We start from the raw sequence: 23486 nt of genomic DNA, 5'->3' as shown, positions 1-23486 counted from the left end.
ATTATTTATAATTATAACAAACAAACGTATAAATCGGATATTATTAAGGTTGTTCGCATATATTTTAGTCTTTACGTGATATTTTATGAACAGAGTGAATCAATGACCCATTAGTTGTAATACCTTCTACAACTACCGAATAAGAAGTAGATCCGTCGGATGTGTAAAAATCAATGGCAGCACTTCCACTATTATCAGTTTTAAGAGAAGGAGCCCAATGGATGGTAGTACGCAGATCGGGATTCGGGTTTGATTTTTTGTCTTCGGTTTCGTACCTGGGTGAATAAAATTCTTTGGTAACCTGATAACCAAGAGGTGTAATATATTTTATATTGAATTTTATATCCCTTGCACTGGTTATTTCACCTCTTTTTGTCGTTATCATAATAACTCCATTAGCTCCGCGCATTCCGAAAATAGCGGCAGTACCATCTTTTATTACTTCCACTTCGTCTACATCCTGTATAGGTATAGAAGATAAAAATTCCGCTTCATACTGTATATCATCAACTAATACCAAAGGATCGCCACCACCACGGATAGATACTTTGTCACCTGTCACTACGACTCCTCCAAAATTTCTGAGAACCTGAAATATATCGTTTGGATGATATTTTTCAAAATCTTTATACGATACACGTGGATTCATACCCGAAGAAAATGTGGATTTCCCTCTCTCTGACAGTGAATTCTTTTTTCCTATAATTTCTATATCCTTCAGATAGATCATACGCATACCATTAGTCACTATAAAATTCTGATCGGCTTTTTCCATGTATTTTTCAAAAGAAGGACTATCTGTATAGGTATGAGGTAAAGTAAATTTACTTTGAGGAAAAGTCTCATTATCTATAAGTAATTCCACACGATCACCACCTTTTTTCGTCAATCCCTGTATAATAAATGAAGTACTGTCAGGCGCTTCAAAGCCCAGAAAATGAAATTTTCCTTCTTCATCTGTCAATGTCTGGTTAAACACACCTCCCTTTGATGAAATCAGGGTAACAGGATATCCACCCGATTTTTTATTCATAAACAAACCACCCTTCACCGAACCCGATATATACTGTCCCAGTTCAAGATAATTTTTAGGTCTTTCAAAGTCTCCTTTAAGTACTTTTTCTACGTCATACCTGCTCCAGCCCTGAGTCATCATCAGTAAATCGAGTTTACCTGCTTTATCAACATTCATATCTGAAAAGTAATAAACCGGCGATTCTATGTATCCTTTCACCTCTGATGTCAATAACAATGTGGATAGTATATTTACACAAGTATCAGGCTTTATATCCTTATCGTCGGTCACCGAAACCGAAAAACTGGCCATTACGGGATTATTTTCATAATTGGATAATTTTATAGAACCTTTTACTTGTTCTCTCTGTCCGTAATTACTTTTATTTGTAAAAAAATCCACCTTGGTTGTATCAGTCTCACTAATATTAAAAACGAGCCTTTCGCTAATCGGATTCTTATCTGAATCAATCAATAGAAACTGAATAACCCCTGAAGGTAATTGCTCTTTTGGTAAAAACATGAAGGGCTTGGTATTATCCCACTGAAACACATTCAGTATTTGTCCCCGGCATTGTATTGCCACATACAAGGACGATGCGTTATCTACAGGAGCATCGTACGGGTTACGAAGCGAGATAACATACCTGTCGGGCCTGTTATTTACCTGCAAGGCTATATGGCCAGTTACAGCATCAGGCAACTTATATTTTTTAACCAGCCCCGCCTTATTTTTACAAATAGCATAAAACATACTATCGACCTCTGGTTGAAACAGGAGCAATCCCATGCCCAGATGATTGGAATTGAAATCGCCTACAGTATCTCCTTTTGTATTAACTATTATACCTTCTATATCTTCACCATATCCATCCGAATTTAGCGTTTTAAAAGCAATCCTGTTAACAACTCCGGCAATATTATGCCCACCCTCAGGTAAAAAAGAAACATCAAAATCGGGATTGTTAGGAATAGAAATAAACTGTTTGTGAAATTTACCATCGTAGTCATACTTTATATACAGCTGCCTGTTGTTGTTTTCCCTATCCGAAAATTTTAGCGATATGTTAGCTGTATAGTCGTCTTTTATCTTTATTGTCCTCAATTCGCCTTTATTATCTATTATTTCAAGATTATCAGGCTTTATCGGACTATTATTTTTTATGTCGATAAACTTCAGCTCTATGTTGACCTTTCCTTTATCTTCGTATTCAAATTTAGATTCTGTTCTGTAAAGAGCTGATAGTGGATCACCTATACGTACCGATCGTTTAAAAAAATAATTATCACCCAGGCTTTCCATAAACTTGGTATAGAACCGCAACATATATTCCCCCTCGGGCATATCTTCTTGCAGTTTAATATATCCGTGATAAGCTCCGTTCACAGGTCTTATTTTCACCCTGCTTGCAACAGAATCCACAGGATCGATGAGCTCGGCGTACACATAGCGACTCGTAGTATCTACCAGATTGGAATAAGCATCCACAAGGTATATTCTGAACCAGATGTCTTCTCCTGTAATATAATAAGGTTTATCGGTTTGTGCATATATTTTTTCCTGAGGATAAATTCTCACTTGTTTCTGAAAATTATCTGCGATATTTGCAATAATGGAGTCGGGTAGAGGATCAATTTCATTTTGAGCTTCCACCGGTATTGTTGAACCGATGATAAATGAAGTTATAAGTGTTTTTATGTAAGAGATTTTCATATAATGATAGTAGTTATCAAATGATATTAATATATATTCTTTTTATTTAAAACTTAAAAAAAATCATGGTTATGATTATTGACTGTTAATACTGTTTATTCTTTTTTGTATGAATACTTGTATATTTTGATATTAAAAGTTTGTTGTATGTACAAAGAAAGTTATTAAACGGAGTAAAAATAGTCAAATTATTTATATAAAGCGTTTTGTGAACTTTATTAAAAAGCTGTTGATAACTATTATTGTTAAAAACTTATTTTTTATTTTCTTTGATTTGTTGTTAATAAAGGTTTGAAATAAGTCTTATAATTTTCTGTGATTTTTAATTGTTTGTTGCGACTTATTTCATATATGATGTTTTTGTTTAGAAACCATTAAATTTTTATTAAAAAATATTTCAACAGTTTTCAACATTATATCAACATATTATATATTGAATTAAATAAGAGATGATAATGCTGTATAAATAGCTTTTTATCAGATAAATATGTATTTTTGTAACTTATAAATATAAATAATAGAAAGATGAAAGATTTTTTTAAGGGTATGCTGGGCTCAATAGTCGGCTGCTTTATAGTTTTAGGATTGTTTTTTCTTATACTTTTCATTTCAATAGCTTCAATGTCATTCAGTTCTTCGGATAAGTATACACTGAAGGATAATACCGTGCTTACACTGAAACTGGAAGGTGTATTATCGGAAAGGGTAGAAGATGGGAATCCGTTTCTTGCTCTTTTGGGACAGGATCAGGAACCACAAATCGGTCTGGATGATGTTTTATCGTCTATAAAGAAAGCAAAAGAAAATGATAAAATAAAGGGTATTTATATTCATGCCGGAGCTTTTTCTGCCGGTGGAGCATCTATAAAAGAAATTAGAAATCAGTTGCTGGATTTTAAAGAAAGCGGCAAATTTATAATTTCGTATGCCGACATATATACTCAGGGATGTTATTATCTTTCTTCGGTAGCCGATAAAGTGATATTGAATCCACAAGGGAATTTAGATTTGCACGGATTGGCAGCTACGCCTATGTTCTACAAAGGATTGCTTGATAAAATAGGAGTGGAGATGCAGATATTCAAGGTAGGAACCTTTAAGTCGGCTGTTGAGCCATTCATGCTGGATAAAATGAGTGATGCTAACCGCGAACAGCTTTCGGCGTATATAAATGACGCTTGGAACACAATTATTACCGATATATCATCATCGCGTAATATATCTCCCGAAAAATTGAATGTGCTTACCGATTCTCTTCCTACTTTCAGAGAAGCATCGGTAATGTTGGCAAACGGTATGGTAGACACTCTTATGTATGAAACGGGTGTAAAAGAATATCTGAAAAACCTGCTTGAAGTAGAAAAAGTAAAAGATGTACATCTGGCGTCAGTAAATGATATAACGACTGTTCCTGCTGTAAAAGGAGATAAATCGGAAGATATAATAGCCGTATTATATGCAGAAGGTTCTATTACAGACGGATCGGGTAGGGAAGGTATTACCAGTAAGCGTTATGTGAAGGAAATAGAAAAACTAAGGGATAATGACAAAGTAAAAGCCGTTGTATTCCGCGTTAACTCAGGTGGAGGTAGTGCTTATGCTTCGGAAGAAATATGGGAAGCTGTGGGACTTTTGAAAGCTAAAAAACCAGTGGTGGTGTCTATGGGTGACTATGCCGCTTCGGGTGGTTACTATATCTCATGTAACGCAAATAAAATCATTGCACAGCCGAATACACTGACAGGATCGATAGGCATATTCGGTATGTTTCCTAATATTGAGGGTTTGACAAAAAAAATAGGCGTTAGCGTCGATGTGGTTAAGACAAATAAATATTCCGACTTTGGTAATATGACCCGTCCGATGAGGGACGATGAAAAAGTGATACTTCAGAGTTATATAGAGCGTGGATATGATTTATTCCTTACACGTTGTTCTGATGGTCGTGGCATACCGAAAGATTCACTTGATATGATAGCTCAGGGACGTGTGTGGACAGGTAACAAGGCTTTGGAAATCGGGCTTGTGGACGAAATAGGTGGTATTGAGACAGCTATAAAAGAAGCGGCTAAATTGGCTGAACTGGAAAACTATTCATTACGTGATTTTCCTCGTAAAGTTGATTTCTTCGAAGCTTTCCTGTCTAATCAGAAAGAAGAATTGACTACTAAGGCTTTGAAAGATTATCTGGGAGCTGACTACGAATACTTTAAGATATTAAAAGAGATAAAAGAACAGGATTTTGTTCAGGCACGTATGCCTTACGATATGATAATTAAATAAAATAAATAAAAGCCTGTTTTAATCTAAACAGGCTTTTTAGTTTATAAAATTTATTACTATGAATCTTATTTTGTGCTTGATTTCCTGCTTTTCATTTATCTGTTATGGAAATAGTGACGAAGGGAATGTTTGTGAATTGAAAACGGAAGTAGTGTCTTCTCCTGTGGCTTTAGCTGATCCTTTCATACTCTATCACGATGGCACATATTATGCTTATGGCACACATTCAAAAGACGGAATAGAAGTATATTATTCTAATTCACTAAATTTGTGGAAAAAGCATTTTATATTGGCTTTAGATAAGAAAAACTCTTATGGAGAATGGGGTTTCTGGGCTCCTGAGGTTTATTATAACAAGTCGAATAATAAATTTTATATGTACTACTCAGCTGAGGAACATATATGTGTGGCTGTTTCCGATTCTCCCTTAGGACCTTTTATTCAGGATGAAAAAAAGCCTATGAGAGAAGAAAAATCTATAGATTCTTCTTTGTTTGTCGATGATGACAATACACCTTATTTATATTTTGTACGATTTACTAATGGTAATGTTATTTGGGCAGCTCAACTGGAGGATGATTTGGTAACCATAAAGGAAGAAACTCTTACCAGATGTATCGAAGCTTCCGAACCTTGGGAAACTTCGATGGGGAAGGTGGCAGAAGGCCCGTCTCTAGTTAAAAAGAATGGTATTTATTACCTCATATATTCTGCTAATCATTATCAAAGCCAGAATTACGGAGTGGGATATGCTACTTCTTCTTCACCATTGGGTGAATGGAAGAAAGCGGGAGAAAATCCGTTATTGCAACAGCCAAAGCCAAATTTGGTTGGGGTAGGGCATGGCGCTATGTTTCTGGATAAAGATGGCAAAAGCAAGTATGTTTTCCATGCTCATTTCAGTACGTCGGATGTACATCCCCGGTTGATGTATATTACTGATATGAATATTAATAATGATGGAAAAATGACCATGAGCAGTAGTAATATAATAAAGACGGAAATTGTGAATAACTCTGATTATTGATAGTAGTGAAAATAGTCTTGTGATTATTATCTACTTCAATATTCTGGTAATTATTACTGAGTGAGTTACATTTGTGCTCATCTGGAATATCGTCCATTTTTGTATAAACATCTTGATGGTGGAATGAAAATATAAACAATTGATAATCTGTACAGTACATTTATATTTCATAAAGAATTTACGGAAACGGGAAAATATGAGAAAAGTTATTATTGAATAATAAGAATTATCTAATCTTCCTGATCCTTATTGTCTTTATCTTCGAAGTATTTTCTGATGAGGGCAGTTTTATGTTTACCTACAATCTTGTGTAGTTCAGAGTCTTCGGCCTGTCTTATTCTCTTTACACTTCTGAACTCTCTGAGTAACAGTCTTTTGGTTTCGTCACCTATACCTTTAATATTATCCAGTTCCGACTTGATCTGTTTTTTACTCCGTTGATTCCGATGGAAGGTGATACCAAATCTGTGCGCTTCATCCCGAAGGTGTTGTAATACTTTCAGCGAATCGGAATTCTTATCCAGGTATAAAGGAATTGAATCTTCGGGATAATATATTTCTTCGAGCCGTTTAGCTATGCCAACAATGGCTACTTTACCATATATTCCCAATGCTTTAAGGGATTCGCAGGCGGCGCTCAGTTGTCCTTTACCTCCGTCTATAACGATGAGTTGGGGTAGGGGAGACTCTTCTTCCATTAGTCTGTGATATCGGCGGTAAACTACTTCGCGCATGGTGGAAAAGTCATCAGGGCCTTCTACAGTTTTTACATTGAAATGACGATAATCTCTTTTCGAAGGTTTTCCCATTTTGAAAACCACACAGGCCGATACAGGATTGGTTCCTTGTATATTCGAGTTGTCGAAACATTCTATATGTACAGGTAATTCTTTGAGGTTCAGGTCTTTTTGAATTTCCTTGAGTATCCTTACACTTCGCTGTTCTGGATTCAGGCTTTCTGATTTTTTCAGTTTATCTATCTTATATTGCCTTACATTTTGTATAGAAAGTAAGAGGAGCTTTTTTTTATCTCCCCGTAGAGGAATTGCAAATTCAGCGTCATCAATTGTGACATCAGGATAGAATGGCACAACTATTTCTTTTGCTTTCGATCCAAAACGCTCGCGCATTTCTACTATGCCCAGGCCGAGGAGTTCTTCCTTAGATTCATCCATCCGTTTTTTATACTCGAATGTATATACCTGTATGATAGCACCATTGTGTACATTCAAATAATTGATATATGCAGAGTTTTCATCTTCATCGTAGCTGTATACATCTATATTATATTTTATGCTGCTGACAACAGTCGATTTATTTTTGAAGTTTTCTATCAACAAGTATTTGTTTTTCAGGATATTGGCATCCTCAAACTCTTGTTTTTCAGCCATTTCAAGCATTTTTGCATATACTTCGTCGCTCACAATGTTTGTGTTGCCTTTCAAAATCTCTTTTATAGACTCAATATTTTTATTGTAATCTTCCAGGGGCTGTAATCCGACGCATGGACCTAGGCATCTTTTGATATGATATTCCAGGCATACTTTATATTTTCCTTCTGCTACATTTTCAGGTGTAAGATTTAAAGAGCAGGTGCGGATAGGGTAGATTTTGTGTAAAAATTCTAACAAAGCTTTTACACTTGGTACATTTGAATAAGGACCAAAATATTGAGATTTATTTTTTTCTATTTTTCTTGTTAATTCTACTCTTGGAAAATATTCATTCCTTATTACAATAGATGGATATGTTTTGTCATCCTTGAGCATGACATTGTAGCGGGGTTGAAATTCTTTTATCAGATTGTTTTCTAATAGAAGAGTATCGGCCTCGGTATCAACAATAATATATTTGATATCTCTGATTTTGCTTACGAGTATCCGTGTTTTCGGGCTGTCATTATGAGTTTTGGAAAAATAAGAAGAAACGCGTTTTTTTAGATTCTTTGCTTTTCCTACATATATGATCACACCTTTCTCGTCGAAGTATTCATAACACCCCGGCTTGTCAGGAATATTCTGTATTATATTTTTCAGATAATCATTAATATTATCCATTATTTGTCTTTTTATAAATTAACAGAAATTTTGCGCCCTGTAAATATGAATCCTATATTTCAAATTTAATAAGGGCACTTACATCTATATCTTCAGGGAAAAGTTTTCTTCCTTCTAACTCTTCAAGCTCTATGATGAAATTTATATAAACTTTCTTTACTCCCATTTTCTTTACGAGTTTGTAGGCGGCGAGCATTGTTCCTCCTGTTGCTAGCAGATCATCATGAATTAACACAACATCTTCAGAAGAGAGAGCGTCTTTATGAATTTGTATTTTATCTGCGCCATATTCTTTTTCATATTCTTCCTCGAACGTTTCAGCCGGAAGTTTTCCGGGTTTTCTTATAGGAACGAATCCGGCTTCAAGTTTGAGTGCCATGATTGGGCCCATGATAAATCCACGAGATTCTATACCAACTACTTTTGTTATTCCCTTATTTCTATATTCATCCAAAAGAACATCTGTCAATATTGATAAAGATTCTTTTGTTTTGAATAGGGGAGTCACGTCTTTAAACTGTATTCCCGGAATTGGAAAATCGGGAATATTTCTTACTGTTTGTTTTAAAATTTCTAATTTTTCTTCTCTTGAAATTTGATTCATTTTTGTTTTATTTTTTAATGTTTCACGTGGAACAATTCGTTTTTTTTGTTTGCGTTCCACGTGGAACAATTATTTTTATCTTCCTAAAAGTACTAATAATATGGATATGTCGTTGGGTGAAATCCCAGGTATTCGGCTTGCCTGTGCTAATGTTTCGGGATCTATTTTCGATAATTTTTGACGAGCTTCAGTAGATAAGGAAAGAATGTTTTCATAATTAAACTTTCCTTTTATCCGGATGTTTTCGAGCCGTGTAATCTTGTCTGCTATTAATTGTTCTCTTTTTATATAGCCGTCGTATTTTATTTTTATTTCAGCAGCTTCTTTTATTTCCTCTTTTCTGTTTGGTATTTTATCTAGCTCTGTTTTGAAAGCTGGAATATATTCCGCGATGCCATCTATTGTTATTTGCGGACGTGTGATCACATCTTTCAGTTTTATACCTTGCTTTAATGGGCTTGTTCCTAGTTTTTCCAGTCCTGGGTTTATGTATTCTGGCTTTAAAGAATAGTTAGATGCAAAATCGGTGACTCTGTCTATCTCTTCTTTTTTCTCGTTTAATAAATCGATGCGTTCTTTTGTGGCCAGTCCTATAGTATATCCTTTTTCCGTTAGGCGCATGTCGGCGTCATCTTGTCTGAGGAGGATGCGATATTCAGCCCTTGATGTAAACATACGGTAGGGTTCATCCACCCCTTTGGTAACCAAATCGTCGATTAATACGCCGATATAGGCTTCATCTCTTTTCAGGATAAATTGATTGCCTCCATGTGTATTTATATGCGCATTTATTCCTGCCATCAGGCCTTGTCCTCCGGCTTCTTCATAACCGGTTGTTCCATTGATCTGCCCGGCGAAGAATAGGTTTTTTATAAGCTTTGTTTCCAGCGTATGGGTTAATTGGGTAGGATCGAAGAAATCATATTCGATAGCATAACCCGGTCTGTATATATGTATGTTTCTGAATGCCGGAATTCTTTGTAGCGCTTCGATCTGTATATGGAGTGGGAGAGAGGATGAGAATCCATTCAGGTAATATTCCTGAGTGTTTTCTCCTTCCGGTTCTAAGAATAACTGGTGTGATGTTTTGTCGGCAAAGGTTACTATCTTAGTTTCTATACTCGGGCAATAGCGTGGACCAATACTTTTTATCTGGCCATTATATAACGGAGAATCGTCCAATCCATCGCGCAAAGTTGCATGTGTATCTTCGTTGGTATAGGTGATCCAGCAACTAAGTTGTTTCAGCGTTCTCGGCTTGAAATCCAGGTAAGAGAATTTATGAAAATCATCTTCACCTTTTTGTTCTTCCATCAGACTGAAGTCAACGCTACGTCCATCGATTCGGGCCGGTGTTCCGGTTTTCATTCTGTCGGTAGTGAATCCGGTTTCTCTCAATTGTTCGGTAATTCCGAACGAAGCCGGTTCGGAAACACGGCCTCCGCCAAGTTGTGTTTTGCCTATATGCATCAATCCATTCAGGAAAGTACCATTAGTCAAAACAACCGATTTAGCCGAGAAATTTACGCCTAAAGCTGTCTTCACTCCGGTCACTGTTTTGTCCTCAATGATCAATGAAGTAACAGTATCCTGCCAAATAAAAAGGTTATTTGTATTCTCTATAATCTGACGCCATTTCATTATAAAATGTGCTCTGTCGCTTTGTGCTCTCGGACTCCACATGGCCGGACCTTTTGATTTGTTGAGCATACGGAATTGAATAGCTGTGGTGTCAGTCACTATTCCCATTTGTCCACCCAGCGCATCTATCTCGCGGACGATCTGTCCTTTTGCAATTCCTCCCACGGCAGGGTTGCAACTCATTTGGGCTATTTTGTTCATGTCCATCGTTATCAGCAGAGTTTTCGAGCCCATGTTGGCTGCTGCTGTTGCTGCTTCGCAACCGGCATGGCCTGCCCCGACAACAATCACATCATATTTGAAATTCATTTTATTTTTTTGTTGGAATAATTAAGTAATAAAAAAAGTATGTCTTTAAAATAAAAAAGACGATGCAAAGTTAATGTTTTATCGTCTTCCTGTTTTATTCTTTTCAAATCTTATTGGCATTTAGTATTGCTTCTTTTACTTTATTGACGTCTGTTTGTAAAATTGTATACTCTCCTGTATCGTCTATAGGAGCGAAATATTCCATCTGGCTTTGTATTCGACTTCTGAATGAACCGTGAAACTCTTTTAATCCTGTATATTTTGCAAGTTCATTGATATTCTCTTCTGTAATTCCTCCTCCAGGCATTATAACAATCTTGTTATCAGCCTGTTCTATCAGTTTCTTTAAAGTGTCTTTTCCTTCAGGAGCCGTTTTTTCCCCTCCTGATGTGAGTATATGATCGAATCCAAGCTCAATAATATCTTCCAGAGATGAGAATAAGTCTTTACAGCGGTCGAAAGCCCGGTGAAAAGTTGCATTCATGTCATATTCTTTAGCGATTTTGAGTAATTCTTTATTCCTTTTTTTATCGATGGAACCATCATTATTCAGAATCCCAAAGACTACACCATCGCAACCTGCATGTCCGCAATAATGTATGTCTTGCTTCATTATCTCGAATTCCAGATCACTGTATAGGAAATCTCCTTCACGTGGGCGTATTAATATATTTAATTGTATATCAACCAGTTGTCTTGTTTTTTCTATTTGTGACAGGGAAGGAGTCGTACCCCCTTCAGCCAGGTTATCACACAATTCTATCCTGATGGCTCCGCCTTTTTGTCCTTCGATAGCCGACTTAGTGGAATTTGCACAGACTTCTAATGATATCATTTTATTTTAATTATAAGTAGTTAAAGTAGTCAAGTAGTTATCAGTTGCTAAGCAACTTAGTAGTTAAGTAGAATTTGCATAGAATGTAAATCGGTAGAACCAAATATGCGTTTGATACTTCTAATTCATTGACTACTAATTAGTAAAATGAGTGATGACTCCTTTAACGACTAATCGGCATTATTTACTTAATTTTTCATCAAGAATTTTCATTAAACTCTCAAATTCCTTTTTCTGAAAACCCAAAGATGTATATATAATTTTACCTGTTTCGTCTACAATGTAGGAGCGGGGAATGCTTTTTGTTGCGAATTTAGATGTGAAATCACGTTTCTGATCAGGATATAACGGGAAAGTAAATCCTTTTTTCTCATTATATTTAGTCAGTTCTTCATCTGAATGTTCACGACCAACAGTTAGCATTACAAATTTCGGATTGTCTTTGTATTTCGGCCACAGGTCGTTTTTTATTTCGGCCAGTTCGAGCTGGCAGGGAGGGCACCATGTGGCGAATATATTGATTAATATGATCTTACCTTTTAGTTCCTTTGAATCTATATTACCGTTTACAGTAGATGTTAACTTGAACTCGGGCATAATGTCACCCGTTTTTACCAGATCGTCAGCATCTTGCGCCGACAGTGTTGAAGTAATAATAAATATACTTAGTAAAATAATTATCTTTTTCATTTCCGTAAGTTTTATAATTCTTTGATTCCTTGTTTGCTATATATAAAATTTATTCGCTAAATATACAATTTTTTCAATAAATCCTCACGTTTAAGCTTTTTCAATGACTTAACGATCTGCGGGTGGTAATTCTTATCATACCAGAAGAAATATTGCCGTTGTGCCAGTTTTTGTTCTTTTGTGCGGGCTGTATATACTTTTTCCAATGTATACGGATGATAGCCTGTATAATAAATTTCAGTCGCCAGTGTCATTGGCGATGGTGTAAAATCCTGTATCTGTTCCAGCTTAAAACCTAACGGCTTGGTAGCTACTGCTAGCTCAGCCATATCCATTTCGCTGCAACCGGGGTGTGAAGAAATGAAGTAGGGGATAAGCTGCTGCTTCATTCCATGTTCTTTATTCAATCTGTCGAAAGTCTTTTTAAATGCGTAAAACTGATCAAAAGAGGGTTTTCGCATATAATTCAGGACTTTGTCCGAAGTATGTTCGGGCGCGACTTTCAGTCGTCCCGAAACATGATTTAATATCAGTTCTTTTGTGTATTCATCGGATATTTTGTTCAACCGGTTGTCCTCATTCCTGTGGAGCAGCATATCGTAGCGTACTCCGCTGCCAATAAAAGACTTTTTGATCTTAGGTAAAGAATCCACAGCCTTGTATATATCTAGTAAATGGGAATGATCCACATCCAGATTCTTACAAATTTTAGGATGAATGCAGGACGGACGTTTGCATTTGGCACAAATATTTTTGTCCCGGCCTTTCATCTTATACATATTGGCCGATGGTCCTCCCAAATCGCTGATATATCCCTTAAAATCGGGCATTTCAATAACTTGTTTCACTTCTTTCAGTATCGATTCTTTCGACCGTGATGCAATAAATTTACCCTGATGAGCAGAAATTGTACAGAAAGCACAGCCTCCAAAGCACCCTCGATGCATATTGACCGAGAATTTTATCATCTCGAATGCAGGGATCGTCTTACCTTTATACTTAGGGTGGGGCAGACGGGTATATGGCAGATCGAAAGATGAGTCTATCTCCTTTTCTTCCATCGGTGGATATGGCGGATTGATGACAACAGCCTTATCTCCGTATGTTTGTATGATGCGCGATGCGTTCATCATATTCGACTGCTCTTCTACCACCTTGAAATTCTTGGCCTGTTTCAGTTTATCCGATTCACATTCTTCATGAGAGTACAACCAGATATCTATTTCTTGTTGTGAAATATCCTTTTTATCGCTAAAAAAAGCTGTTTGTGGCACATTGGTGAGTTGATCCAGTTTTTTCCCTGATTGTAATTCAGAAATAATCCTTTTCAGCGGCATTTCTCCCATCCCGTACACAAGTAAATCTGCTTTCGAATCGATAAGAATTGACTTACGAAGCTTATCGTCCCAATAATCGTAATGGGTAACCCGGCGCAACGAGGCTTCAATTCCTCCCAGCAATACGGGAACATCGGGGAACAGATTTTTCAGTATATTGGTATAGACCACAGATGTTCTGTCGGGGCGCATTCCAGCCCTTTCATCGGGAGTATAAGCATCATCGGAGCGCAGGCGCTTGTTTGCCGTGTAATGGTTGATCATCGAATCCATTGCTCCGGCTGTTACACCAAAAAATAAACGGGGTTTTCCCAGTTTTTTGAAATCACGGAGGTCGTCTCTCCAATTGGGCTGTGGAACTATTGCTACTTTCAGGCCCTGGGATTCCAATAGACGCCCGATAACTGCTGCTCCAAAAGATGGATGATCGATATATGCGTCTCCTGTGAACAGGATAACATCCAGTTCATCCCATCCTTTCAGTTCCACTTCCTTTTTTGTGGTCGGTTGCCAGTCCGTAAGCTTATATTCTCTCATAATCAGGATGCAAAGTTATCTCTTTTTCTAAATTAACCGTTTATATATGAGGATTCTTAACTCTTTTAATGTACCTATTGTTAAACATTGTATATTTGTAAAGCGTTAATTATTATAAATTAATAGTTGGATTATTTTCAATAGTTCCCGGAAATCGATTTTATATTTCTCCTCTTTTAAGTGGAGGCAACATAAAACTAGAGACTAAAATCACTACTAATAAAATACTTACTACTGATTGGCGTTAATTATTGTAATGAAGAAAAAACTGGTTATAACATTTTCCACTGTTCTGGTATTTATTGCCTGTAATACAACAAAGAACATTCCGGAGGGACAATTCCTACTGGATGGTATAGAGATAAAACATGATACGAAAAATGCAACTTCCGATCTTGAAGATTTTGTCCGGCAGCAGCCGAATACCGGTTTTAAAATCGGTCTGGGTATATATAATATGGCCGGGCAAGACAGTAGCTGGATTAACCGTACAATAAGGAATATAGGACAAGCTCCGGTTATTTATAGCCCTTCTCTTACGCAGCAATCGAAGAATCAGCTGGTAAAGCAACTGCAAAATCAGGGCTATCTGAATGCTGTCGGTGATACTTTACTGCAAGAGGATAAGAGTGGTAAAAAAATGAAAGTGACCTATGTGCTGAAAGGCGGGACTCCCTATACCATCAAAGACTATGAATATGCAATCAGCGACACTACCATAGCCCGTATAATGGGCATAATACCGTCTACACCTTTACTTAACAAGGGCGATTTCTATGATATCGATATGCTGGAAGAAGAACGTCTGCGCATAAATGAGATTATGCGTAATGTCGGCTATTATGACTTCTCTAAAGAGTTTGTCTATTTCAAGGTAGATTCCACGCTCAACTCTCATCAGGTGAATATGTTTATGGATGTTTATCCGAAACCTGACAGCCTGCCTTACAAGAGATATAAGATGAATGATGTGACCGTGATTTCGGGTTTACGTTCTTCCGACTTCTCGGGAGGACAGGGAGGACGTATCAATACAAATCAATGGTTTTTCAGACGTGCAGATACTACGGAATACAGAGGTATTAAGATAATAAGGGGTAGAAACAACTTCCTGACTAATTCGGCCATTGCCCGTAATAATTTCATCCGTAAAGGAGCCTATTATTCTGATATGATACAAAACTGGACTTATCAGTCTTTCAGTAGAATGGGAGCTATAAAGCAGGTGAATATAACCACTGTTCCATCGGCGAAAGACAGTACTTTGCTCGATGCCACAATTATGCTGATGCCTGCCAATGCCCATTGGTTTAAAGCTGCGTTGGACGGGACTAACTCAGCCGGAGACCTTGGTGTTGCGCCCAGTGTATCTTATCAGCATCAAAACCTGTTCAATGGGGGAGAAGTCCTGAATATACGGCTGAAAGGTGCTTATGAGTTTGTCCCGGGTAGCAAGGATAATAATGCCCTTACCGAAAACTATTACGAATATGGTATAGAAACCAGTCTCACCTTTCCCATGTTTCTGTTCCCCTGGCTCAAGAAAAGCTGGCGCGAACAACCGATGTCGTCTACCAAATTTAGTATAGGACTCAATAATCAGCATCGTAAACAATATACCCGCCAGTTCTTTAATATGGGGGTTAACTATAGCTGGGCTACCAAGAGGGGACGCCTGCAACATGGATTCGATTTGTTCGATATCAACTATATACGTATGCCTTGGGTAGATCCTGTATTTGATAGTACATATCTGCAAAACCCGAATAATCCGTTGCTACGAGAAAGTTACCGCGACCAACTGGTAACCCGTACTGCTTATAACTTTACTTTGGTTAACGGCCGCCGGGTAAGCCCTTTGCGTCCAACCTATGCTCTGCGTGGTTCTATTGAAGTTTCGGGAGCTCTGCCTCGTCTTGTAACCGCGATTAACGGAGCTAAGGAGGATGAGCTGGGACAGAAGAAAATATTGGGTGTTGCCTATGCCGAATATGTGAAGGGGACGCTGGAATATTCTCATACACTCTATTTTTCCAAACGGCATTCAGTAGCTTATCGTGCAGGACTGGGGCTGGCACATCCTTATGGAAATTCCACAGTGCTGCCTTTCGAGAGACGTTTTTTCTCGGGAGGGGCTAATAGTGTAAGGGGATGGAGTACCAGGACTCTGGGGCCGGGCTCATACCGGCGTCCCGATGGTGCAACCAGTGACTTTGTTAACCAGACTGGCGATATGAAGTTGGATTTGAATATAGAGAACAGGATGAAACTGACCACGATGTTTGAATTTGCCCAATTCATCGATGCCGGAAATATATGGACACTGAAAAATTATGATAGTCAGCCGGGCGGACAATTCGACTTTAAAGAGTTTTATAAAGAAATAGCTGTAGCCTATGGTGTTGGTCTCCGTCTCGATCTTAGCTTCCTGCTTATCCGGTTCGACGTGGGGCTTAGAGCCTACGATCCGGGAGAAGATTCAAAGAAATTTGTCCTTTTTAAACCACGCCGTAAATATACAGCGTTCCATTTCGGGATCGGATACCCATTCTAATAAGTATAATTCATGTAGTTTCAGTCGTTTACCCTATTATTAAAACTTTAAACTATCCTATTAATTCCTATATTCTTATTATAATAAAAAATAAACTTGTAGATTTGTACTTTAAAACCATAGTTTTATGGCACAATTAAATAAGTTATTCAACGGGAACTTCAAAATTCCTACCCTTGTATTTTTTATAGCAACGATTGTAGTTATCTTTTATTTTTTCCCTCGTGAGGGCAAATATAAATACTCATACACCGAAAATCGTCCATGGCAATATGGGCTTCTCACTGCACCGTTCAATTTTCACATACATAAATCTGATGTACAGATACAACAAGAGCATGATAGTATACTTAATTCTTACATGCCTTATTACGAATCGAAGCAGGATGTAGGGAAGGTTGCCGCTGCTCAGTTCGGGCAGGATGGAAAGGCAAAAAGTATTCCTTCCGATTATATCAGTTATGTGAACAGAAAATTCACGGAAGTCTACAAGGCAGGGATCATCTCGGCCGAAGACTATGACAAGGTGCAGCAACTGCCCAAAAAGCAATTGCAGCTACGCAGCGAAAACAGCAATGCCTTCTCTACCCGCCACCTGGCATCTTTTTACACACCCAAACAAGCATATGATAAGATAATAAGTGATGCGCCTGCCTATATAAATACCAATGATTTACATGCCTTAAACCTGAATGATTACCTGAATGTAAACGTATTCTTCGACGAAAAAAAATCAAATAGCATAAAACAGGATATGCTGAAGCAGGTAGCACTGTATGAAGGAGAAGTGCAATCCGGCGAGAAGATAATAGACAGGGGCGAGATTGTCGATGCCCGCACAAAGAATATCCTCGATTCCTATAACCGGGAACTGGCAGGAAAAGTTGGCACCAAGGCAAAACCCGGCTGGCTGATGTTTGGTGAAATAGTGATGATCTCTTTGCTGATCATGTCGCTGATGGTTTACCTGAAATTCTACCGGTTGCACGAATATAATAACAGGAAGAATATCATTTTTATACTGCTGATGATAATTATTTTCCCTATTATAACAGCATTGATGGCCGACACAAAGATGTTTACGCTGATGTATCTCATTCCGTTTGCCATACCAACAATACTTATCCGTACATTTATCGATTCGCGCACAGCGATGACCACTCATATGATCACAGTTGTGATCTGCGCCCTGATGCTACCTCTTGCCCAGATGGCACAATTTATAGTGATACAGACACTGGTAGGTTACATGTGCATATTCAGCCTGAGAAACCTGTCGGAGCGTTCCCAGCTGGTTTATTGCTCTTTGCTTATCCTGCTCACTTATATTGTGACGTATACCGCATGGGTACTGTGCACAGAGGGAGATATCTCTATTATCAGAGAAAATTACAGGATTTATATATACTTCTGTATAAACTTCATATTTGTGTCATTTGCCTATCTGTTGGTATATATGTGCGAAAAGGTTTTCGGTTTTATCTCCGAAGTTTCCATGATAGAACTATCCAATACCAACCGTCCTCTTTTACAGCAATTGTCTGAAGTTGCACCCGGCACATTCCAGCATTCTATGCAAGTATCCACCCTGGTTGTTTCGGCGGCACATCGTATCGGGGCAAATGCTACCCTGGTGCGTACAGGTGCTTTATATCACGATATAGGTAAAATGGTGAATCCTATATTCTTTACCGAGAATCAGTCGGAGGGGATGAACCCGCATGCGGGGCTAACCGAAAAAGAAAGTGCGCGTATTATCATCGGTCATGTGGCAGAAGGTGTGAAGATAGCTAAGAAACATAATCTTCCGCAACAGATCATCGATTTCATCGAGACTCATCATGGAAAAGGAAGAGCTAAATATTTCTATAATTCGTATGTGAACAGTCATCCTGAAGAGGTTGTTGATGAAGCCGATTTTATGTATCCCGGACCGAATCCGTTTACAAAAGAAATGGCCATACTGATGATGGCCGATACCGTTGAAGCTGCCTCCAGAAGTCTCAAAGATAATAGCAGGGAAGCAATAACCGAACTCGTGGAAAGGCTGATAGACACACAGGTTGCTGATGGCCTGATGAAAAATGCGCCCATAACTTTCAGGGATATTGAGCAGGTAAAAGAAACATTCATCGAAAAGCTGATCAGCATGCGTCATTTGCGCGTTGCTTATCCCGAACTAAAAAGGAAAGAGGGTGGGGAAGAAGAAATTACAGTTTAATACCATAATAACAAAACAAGAATTTAATATGAGAAAGTTATTTCTAGCAGCCGTTGCCATGATTGCAACAGCTTCCTTAAATGCGCAGGGCTACGAATTCACAGTAGTCAAAGAGAATCCTATTACATCGATTAAGAACCAGGCTAACAGCGGAACCTGCTGGAGTTTCTCGGGAGTAGCCTTCCTCGAGTCCGAACTTATCCGCACAGGTAAAGGCGAGCATGATCTTTCGGATATGTACATCGTCCGTCGCAATTATGCCGACAAAGCCGATAAATATGTGCGTGTAGGTGGTAACCTTAACTTCGCGCAGGGTGGTTCATTTGCTGATGTCGTAGAAACACTCGATGAATACGGAGTTATCCCTGATACAGACTATACAGGACTGAATTATGGGGAAACTTCTCACCGTCACGGTGAAGTTGAAGCCGGATTGGCAGGTTATGTGAAAGGAATCGCTGCAAAGAAAAACAGGAAGATATCTCCGGTATGGAAAGACGGTTTGAATGGTATCCTCGATGCCTTTTTCGGAGTAGTGCCTCAGAACTTTACTTATCAGGGAAAATCCTATACGCCACAGTCCTTTGCCAAATCTCTGGGATTGGAAGCTAAGAATTATATTTCTCTTACTTCATATACCCATCATCCGTTTTATGCTCCGTTTGCATTGGAAATTCCAGATAACTGGCGCTGGTCAAACTCCTATAATCTGCCTATCGACGAATTTATGCAGGTAGTAGATCATGCTTTGAATAACGGTTACACTATAGCTTGGGCAACAGACGTTAGTGAGAATGGTTTTACCCGCAATGGTATCGCAGTGATTCCCGATGACGAAGCTCCTGAGAATGTAGGTTCCGATCAGGCGCACTGGCTAGGCTTATCTCAGAATGACAGAAATAATGCCATCCGCAAAAAATTAGAGGAAGGTCCGGTAAAAGAAAAAGTGATCACCCAGGAAATGCGCCAGATAGCTTATGATAATCAGGAAACTACTGATGACCATGGCATGCAGATATATGGTATTGCCAAAGACCAGAACGGCAATAAATACTATATGGTGAAAAATTCATGGGGCGAAACAGGTAAATACAAAGGTATCTGGTACGCTTCCGAAGCTTTTGTGAAATACAAAACCATGAGTATTGTTATTAATAAGGAATCCTTACCTGGAGGTGTAGTTTCGAAATTAGGACTTAAGTAATATCTTTATGACACATAGAGAAGAGGCTGTCCCAAAAGTAATTTTTGATTTCTTTCTGTCATCCTGAACGGAGTGAAGGATCTTCTTTTGAGAGTTGAGATTCTTCGTTACACTCAGAATGACAAAAGAAAGTAACACTTTGATAGTGTAATCTTACTTTTGGGACAGCCTCTTTTTTAATAGTTATAATGCAGGGGCTAAAATTTGAAGATGCGCCAATCATGAATTTTACTTTTGGCTCTGCCGATAGCAAATTGTAAGTACTAAGTGTGAAAACTTTACAAACTTTATATGTTTTTCAAGTTTTTTCATCCATACTTTTTTCATATTGATGTGATTTCTCTTATTTACCTTTCAATATATCAATTTTCAAAGATCGCATTTTATTAGCCTTTATCCAATATTAGTCAACAGCTAACAAATGATTCCCTACATTTGATTTATAAATAAAAACACCGTGTGACTCCGTTTACTCTGTGGTTTAACAAAAACCTGACACACCTGACAGATTCAGTTAACAGTCAACAAAAATTACTTGTAACTCGTAACTGCCCATAGGGCAAAGTAGCTTGTAACTATCCGATACTCTCTCTGTTCCTCCCCCTCGGAGGCAGGGCTGTTAAGTTCTCTGCTTTGTTCTGTTATTTTCTGCTGTCATCCTGAGTGAAACGAAGGATTTCTTATCTTACAAGAGATGTTTCACTCCGTTCAACACGGCAGAGAGAGTATAAATTTCAGAACTTAACAGCCCTGCCCTCGGGGGAACCGGAGGGGGCTCTATTCCTATATAGATAAACTACTCTGAAAAAAATGCAGGTTCGCTCCCACAAGCTTCGGAAAACCATCTGAAATTTTCCTGTGTTTGTTCATTAATAAATAATCTTTTCGCTCATAGATCGAAAAAGACTATCTTTATATCCATTACCTGTAATAGAATAACTTAATACTAATATAACTATTTAGCCATGGATGTAAAAATAGAGGAAAGCTGGAAGGAGCAGCTGAAAGATGAGTTTGAGAAAGATTATTTTATAAAGTTGACAGGATTTGTAAGAGACGAATACCGCACCAAAAAGACGTTTCCTCCGGCGAAATTGATCTTCAACGCTTTCGAGCATACTCCTTTCGATAAGGTAAAAGTAGTCATACTCGGACAAGATCCATACCATAACGACGGGCAGGCACACGGCTTATGCTTTTCTGTTCCCGAAGGGATTCAGGCGCCACCATCGCTTGTGAATATTTTTAAGGAAATAAACCGGGATCTTGGTATTCCCGTACCACGTTCAGGCGATCTGACACGCTGGGCTAATCAGGGGGTACTTTTGTTAAATGCAACACTAACAGTTGAGGCCCATAAGGCAGGTTCACATCAACGGAAAGGCTGGGAAGAGTTCACCGATGCCGCTATCCGTAAACTGGCAGAAAACAGGGAAGGCCTGGTATTTATCCTATGGGGATCATATGCACAGAAAAAGGCTTCATTTATCGATCCCACAAAACATCTTATTCTGAAATCGGTGCATCCATCGCCATTATCGGCTCATAACGGGTTCTTCGGGAACAATCACTTCAGTGAAACGAATAAATATCTTCAATCGAAAGGGGTGGAGCCTATTCAATGGTAATAGAGTATCTACACAACTATAAAATAAAAGGTGGACTAGATCAGTTCACCTTATTTATTTCCCCTCCTTCAAAGAAATTGATAATATTTTTAGTCACTTCCTTTGCCATCTCTGTGCGGGCGGTTAAGGTTTTGGTTCCGGCGTGTGGGCAAAGCACTACATTGTCGAGAGCGAGGTATCCTTCGGGTATTTTCGGTTCGTTCGGAAATACATCGAGTCCGGCAGCATAGATTTCCCCCGTTTTCAACGCGTTTATCAATGCTTCATCGTCTACCAGTTGTCCCCGGGCAGTATTCACTAGTATAGCTGTCTTTTTCATCTTCCTGAACTGGGTTTCTCCCATCAGGTGAAAAGTTTCTTCAGTATAAGGTGCATTCAGGCTGATAATATCCGATTCAGTAAGCAGGGTATCGAAATCCACGTACCGGGCGTTATATATTCTCTCTATATCTTCAGACAGCCGGTTTCTGTTATGGTAGATAATATTCATTCCCGAGGCCACTGCACGACGTGCGACTGCCTGCCCGATACGTCCCATGCCATAGATTCCCAGAGTTTGCCCGTATAATGGCATACCCAGCTCCCCATACAGGCTCCAGTCGAGTCTGGCTCCATTATGGAGCTTATAATTGTAGTATCCGACTCTACGGGCAGTAGCCTGCATAAGGGCAAAACATAATTCGGCGGTAGGCTCCAGTACAGCTTGTGGTGTATTAGTCACGGTTATACCTTTAGAGGTAGCATAATCGACATCTATATTGTTATATCCAACTCCGAAATTGGCAATAATTTTCAGATTCTTTCCGGCTTCAATAATATCTTTATCTGTGCGGTAGGAAAAACTGGGTACCAGTACATCCGCATCAGATATTTTTTCAATTATTTCTGCCAGTGAGAAATTTCCGTTTTCAGGATAAATCACTTCGAAACGGTCTTCAAGGGCTGTAAAGCCTTCCCGTCTGAAGTCATATCCCATTAGTATTTTTTTCATAATCAAAGTTTGTTATTTATTATAACATATTTCTGACCTTATTTTGTTCAGAAACACGCCATTTTTACCAGAATCCCACACCCAAAACAATTCCCAAAGCTTTTGCATAGTTGCCTTTTTGGCTGATTTCATGGATAAGACTCTGGTCATAATGATCATATATTCTGGCTGTAAATTCTGGCCTTGCAAAGTGTTGGGTATAAGTCATACCGAGTGATAGGCTTATTTTTTGTGATATCTTTCTTTCGGCTTTTACTTCTGCATATAGTATTCCCATCACCTTATATTCATCTTTTCTTTTATTGCCGAACCAGTTATATTTTACATCATAAGCAAGATTACTATCTATCTTCTTCAATGTATAACTCATTCTGGGAGAACCAGTGTTACCCATCCCAAAACCCATAGAGCCTGTGAAAATCCATCTATTGCTCTCATGTTTATAGAAAGGCCCGATCATAGCTTTTGCTCCAAAGCCGTACATATCATTCTTTCTGTCGACTATAGTCCGGTCTTTCATATAGAAATCATTCAGATCGATATTATCGAAAAGATTCATATCCGGTGGAATTGCTTTTGCTTTTCGAAGGTTGGCAAATCCGTATGATGCCCATATACCCCAGTTATCATAGATTCGCCAATCGAGCCTGAATGAGAAAGCCAAAGTACTGGGACTGAACATAGCATCGTTATACATTTCATCATTGAACCAGTTATTCAGTTTGAAAGTGTTTTCCACTGCCGCACTCATGTAGAATTTTTTTCTGTTCAGTTCCTGGGAATTTATATTCAGGCAAAACGTTGGAATGAGGACGAGTAATATAAAAATCTTTTTCATAG

At 38.3% G+C, this 23486-nt stretch carries 15 protein-coding genes; 6 read left to right on the top strand and 9 right to left on the bottom strand.

Features of this window, described 5'->3' with window-relative positions; genetic code table 11:
- Nucleotides 1-64: 64 nt before the first annotated feature.
- Nucleotides 65-2728, bottom strand: a complete 2664-nt coding sequence (locus tag GGR21_RS18610; protein ID WP_183308776.1) for a TonB-dependent receptor plug domain-containing protein — start codon at nt 2726-2728, stop codon at nt 65-67.
- 525 nt (nt 2729-3253) lie between these two features.
- Here GGR21_RS18610 and sppA point away from each other — a divergent pair.
- Nucleotides 3254-5011, top strand: a complete 1758-nt coding sequence (sppA, locus tag GGR21_RS18605; RefSeq protein WP_183308775.1) for a signal peptide peptidase SppA — start codon at nt 3254-3256, stop codon at nt 5009-5011.
- Between the two features lie 58 nt (nt 5012-5069).
- On the top strand, nt 5070-6038 hold the full coding sequence (locus GGR21_RS18600; RefSeq protein WP_183308774.1) for a glycoside hydrolase family 43 protein: 969 nt from the start codon (nt 5070-5072) through the stop codon (nt 6036-6038).
- Nucleotides 6039-6268: 230 nt separating this feature from the next.
- Here GGR21_RS18600 and uvrC read toward each other — a convergent pair whose 3' ends face one another.
- The 6 genes from uvrC to GGR21_RS18570 all read right to left on the bottom strand — a co-directional run bounded on the left by uvrC (nt 6269) and on the right by GGR21_RS18570 (nt 14048).
- Complete coding sequence (uvrC, locus tag GGR21_RS18595; RefSeq protein WP_183308773.1) at nt 6269-8095, bottom strand: excinuclease ABC subunit UvrC; 1827 nt, start codon at nt 8093-8095, stop codon at nt 6269-6271.
- Between the two features lie 52 nt (nt 8096-8147).
- On the bottom strand, nt 8148-8699 hold the full coding sequence (locus GGR21_RS18590; RefSeq protein ID WP_183308798.1) for an adenine phosphoribosyltransferase: 552 nt from the start codon (nt 8697-8699) through the stop codon (nt 8148-8150).
- A gap of 75 nt (nt 8700-8774) precedes the next feature.
- The gene (mnmG, locus tag GGR21_RS18585) at nt 8775-10649 is read right to left on the bottom strand and encodes a tRNA uridine-5-carboxymethylaminomethyl(34) synthesis enzyme MnmG (protein ID WP_183308772.1); all 1875 of its coding nucleotides are present in this window, start codon (nt 10647-10649) and stop codon (nt 8775-8777) included.
- Nucleotides 10650-10752: 103 nt separating this feature from the next.
- On the bottom strand, nt 10753-11484 hold the full coding sequence (locus tag GGR21_RS18580; protein ID WP_183308771.1) for a copper homeostasis protein CutC: 732 nt from the start codon (nt 11482-11484) through the stop codon (nt 10753-10755).
- Between the two features lie 180 nt (nt 11485-11664).
- Nucleotides 11665-12174 carry a TlpA family protein disulfide reductase gene (locus tag GGR21_RS18575; protein WP_183308770.1) on the bottom strand — a complete coding sequence of 170 codons (510 nt, stop codon included), beginning with the start codon at nt 12172-12174 and terminating at the stop codon, nt 11665-11667.
- Between the two features lie 56 nt (nt 12175-12230).
- Nucleotides 12231-14048, bottom strand: a complete 1818-nt coding sequence (locus GGR21_RS18570; protein ID WP_183308769.1) for a YgiQ family radical SAM protein — start codon at nt 14046-14048, stop codon at nt 12231-12233.
- A 256-nt stretch (nt 14049-14304) separates the two neighbouring features.
- Between GGR21_RS18570 and tamL the strand changes: the two genes are divergently transcribed.
- From tamL to ung, 4 genes are all read left to right on the top strand, one after another.
- Complete coding sequence (tamL, locus tag GGR21_RS18565; RefSeq protein WP_183308768.1) at nt 14305-16602, top strand: translocation and assembly module lipoprotein TamL; 2298 nt, start codon at nt 14305-14307, stop codon at nt 16600-16602.
- A 127-nt stretch (nt 16603-16729) separates the two neighbouring features.
- Nucleotides 16730-18823, top strand: coding sequence for an HD family phosphohydrolase (locus GGR21_RS18560; protein WP_183308767.1), 2094 nt, complete (start codon nt 16730-16732; stop codon nt 18821-18823).
- A gap of 28 nt (nt 18824-18851) precedes the next feature.
- A complete protein-coding gene (locus tag GGR21_RS18555; RefSeq protein WP_183308766.1) occupies nt 18852-20027 on the top strand; it encodes a C1 family peptidase in 1176 nt (391 codons plus the stop codon).
- A 965-nt stretch (nt 20028-20992) separates the two neighbouring features.
- Nucleotides 20993-21655: a uracil-DNA glycosylase gene (ung, locus tag GGR21_RS18550; protein ID WP_183308765.1), complete on the top strand. Its 663-nt coding sequence runs from the start codon at nt 20993-20995 to the stop codon at nt 21653-21655.
- Nucleotides 21656-21695: 40 nt separating this feature from the next.
- On the opposite strand, the gene GGR21_RS18545 is transcribed toward ung, so the two are convergent.
- A complete protein-coding gene (locus GGR21_RS18545; protein ID WP_183308764.1) occupies nt 21696-22646 on the bottom strand; it encodes an NAD(P)-dependent oxidoreductase in 951 nt (316 codons plus the stop codon).
- A gap of 64 nt (nt 22647-22710) precedes the next feature.
- Nucleotides 22711-23484, bottom strand: a complete 774-nt coding sequence (locus GGR21_RS18540; protein ID WP_183308763.1) for a hypothetical protein — start codon at nt 23482-23484, stop codon at nt 22711-22713.
- Nucleotides 23485-23486: the final 2 nt, after the last annotated feature.

The sequence above is a fragment of the Dysgonomonas hofstadii genome, assembly GCF_014196915.1.
GTDB classification, from domain to species: domain Bacteria; phylum Bacteroidota; class Bacteroidia; order Bacteroidales; family Dysgonomonadaceae; genus Dysgonomonas; species Dysgonomonas hofstadii.
This window is presented reverse-complemented; position numbering and strand designations above follow the sequence as displayed.

What these genes read in the sequence shown, in the direction of transcription:
- GGR21_RS18590 (WP_183308798.1), bottom strand. Translation starts at nt 8,699, where the DNA reads ATGAATCAAATTTCAAGAGAAGAAAAATTAGAAATTTTAAAACAAACA.
- tamL (WP_183308768.1), top strand. Translation starts at nt 14,305, where the DNA reads ATGAAGAAAAAACTGGTTATAACATTTTCCACTGTTCTGGTATTTATT.
- GGR21_RS18540 (WP_183308763.1), bottom strand. Translation starts at nt 23,484, where the DNA reads ATGAAAAAGATTTTTATATTACTCGTCCTCATTCCAACGTTTTGCCTG.
- GGR21_RS18560 (WP_183308767.1), top strand. Translation starts at nt 16,730, where the DNA reads ATGGCACAATTAAATAAGTTATTCAACGGGAACTTCAAAATTCCTACC.
- GGR21_RS18575 (WP_183308770.1), bottom strand. Translation starts at nt 12,174, where the DNA reads ATGAAAAAGATAATTATTTTACTAAGTATATTTATTATTACTTCAACA.
- ung (WP_183308765.1), top strand. Translation starts at nt 20,993, where the DNA reads ATGGATGTAAAAATAGAGGAAAGCTGGAAGGAGCAGCTGAAAGATGAG.
- GGR21_RS18545 (WP_183308764.1), bottom strand. Translation starts at nt 22,646, where the DNA reads ATGAAAAAAATACTAATGGGATATGACTTCAGACGGGAAGGCTTTACA.
- GGR21_RS18555 (WP_183308766.1), top strand. Translation starts at nt 18,852, where the DNA reads ATGAGAAAGTTATTTCTAGCAGCCGTTGCCATGATTGCAACAGCTTCC.
- sppA (WP_183308775.1), top strand. Translation starts at nt 3,254, where the DNA reads ATGAAAGATTTTTTTAAGGGTATGCTGGGCTCAATAGTCGGCTGCTTT.
- GGR21_RS18610 (WP_183308776.1), bottom strand. Translation starts at nt 2,728, where the DNA reads ATGAAAATCTCTTACATAAAAACACTTATAACTTCATTTATCATCGGT.
- GGR21_RS18570 (WP_183308769.1), bottom strand. Translation starts at nt 14,048, where the DNA reads ATGAGAGAATATAAGCTTACGGACTGGCAACCGACCACAAAAAAGGAA.
- uvrC (WP_183308773.1), bottom strand. Translation starts at nt 8,095, where the DNA reads ATGGATAATATTAATGATTATCTGAAAAATATAATACAGAATATTCCT.
- GGR21_RS18600 (WP_183308774.1), top strand. Translation starts at nt 5,070, where the DNA reads ATGAATCTTATTTTGTGCTTGATTTCCTGCTTTTCATTTATCTGTTAT.
- mnmG (WP_183308772.1), bottom strand. Translation starts at nt 10,649, where the DNA reads ATGAATTTCAAATATGATGTGATTGTTGTCGGGGCAGGCCATGCCGGT.
- GGR21_RS18580 (WP_183308771.1), bottom strand. Translation starts at nt 11,484, where the DNA reads ATGATATCATTAGAAGTCTGTGCAAATTCCACTAAGTCGGCTATCGAA.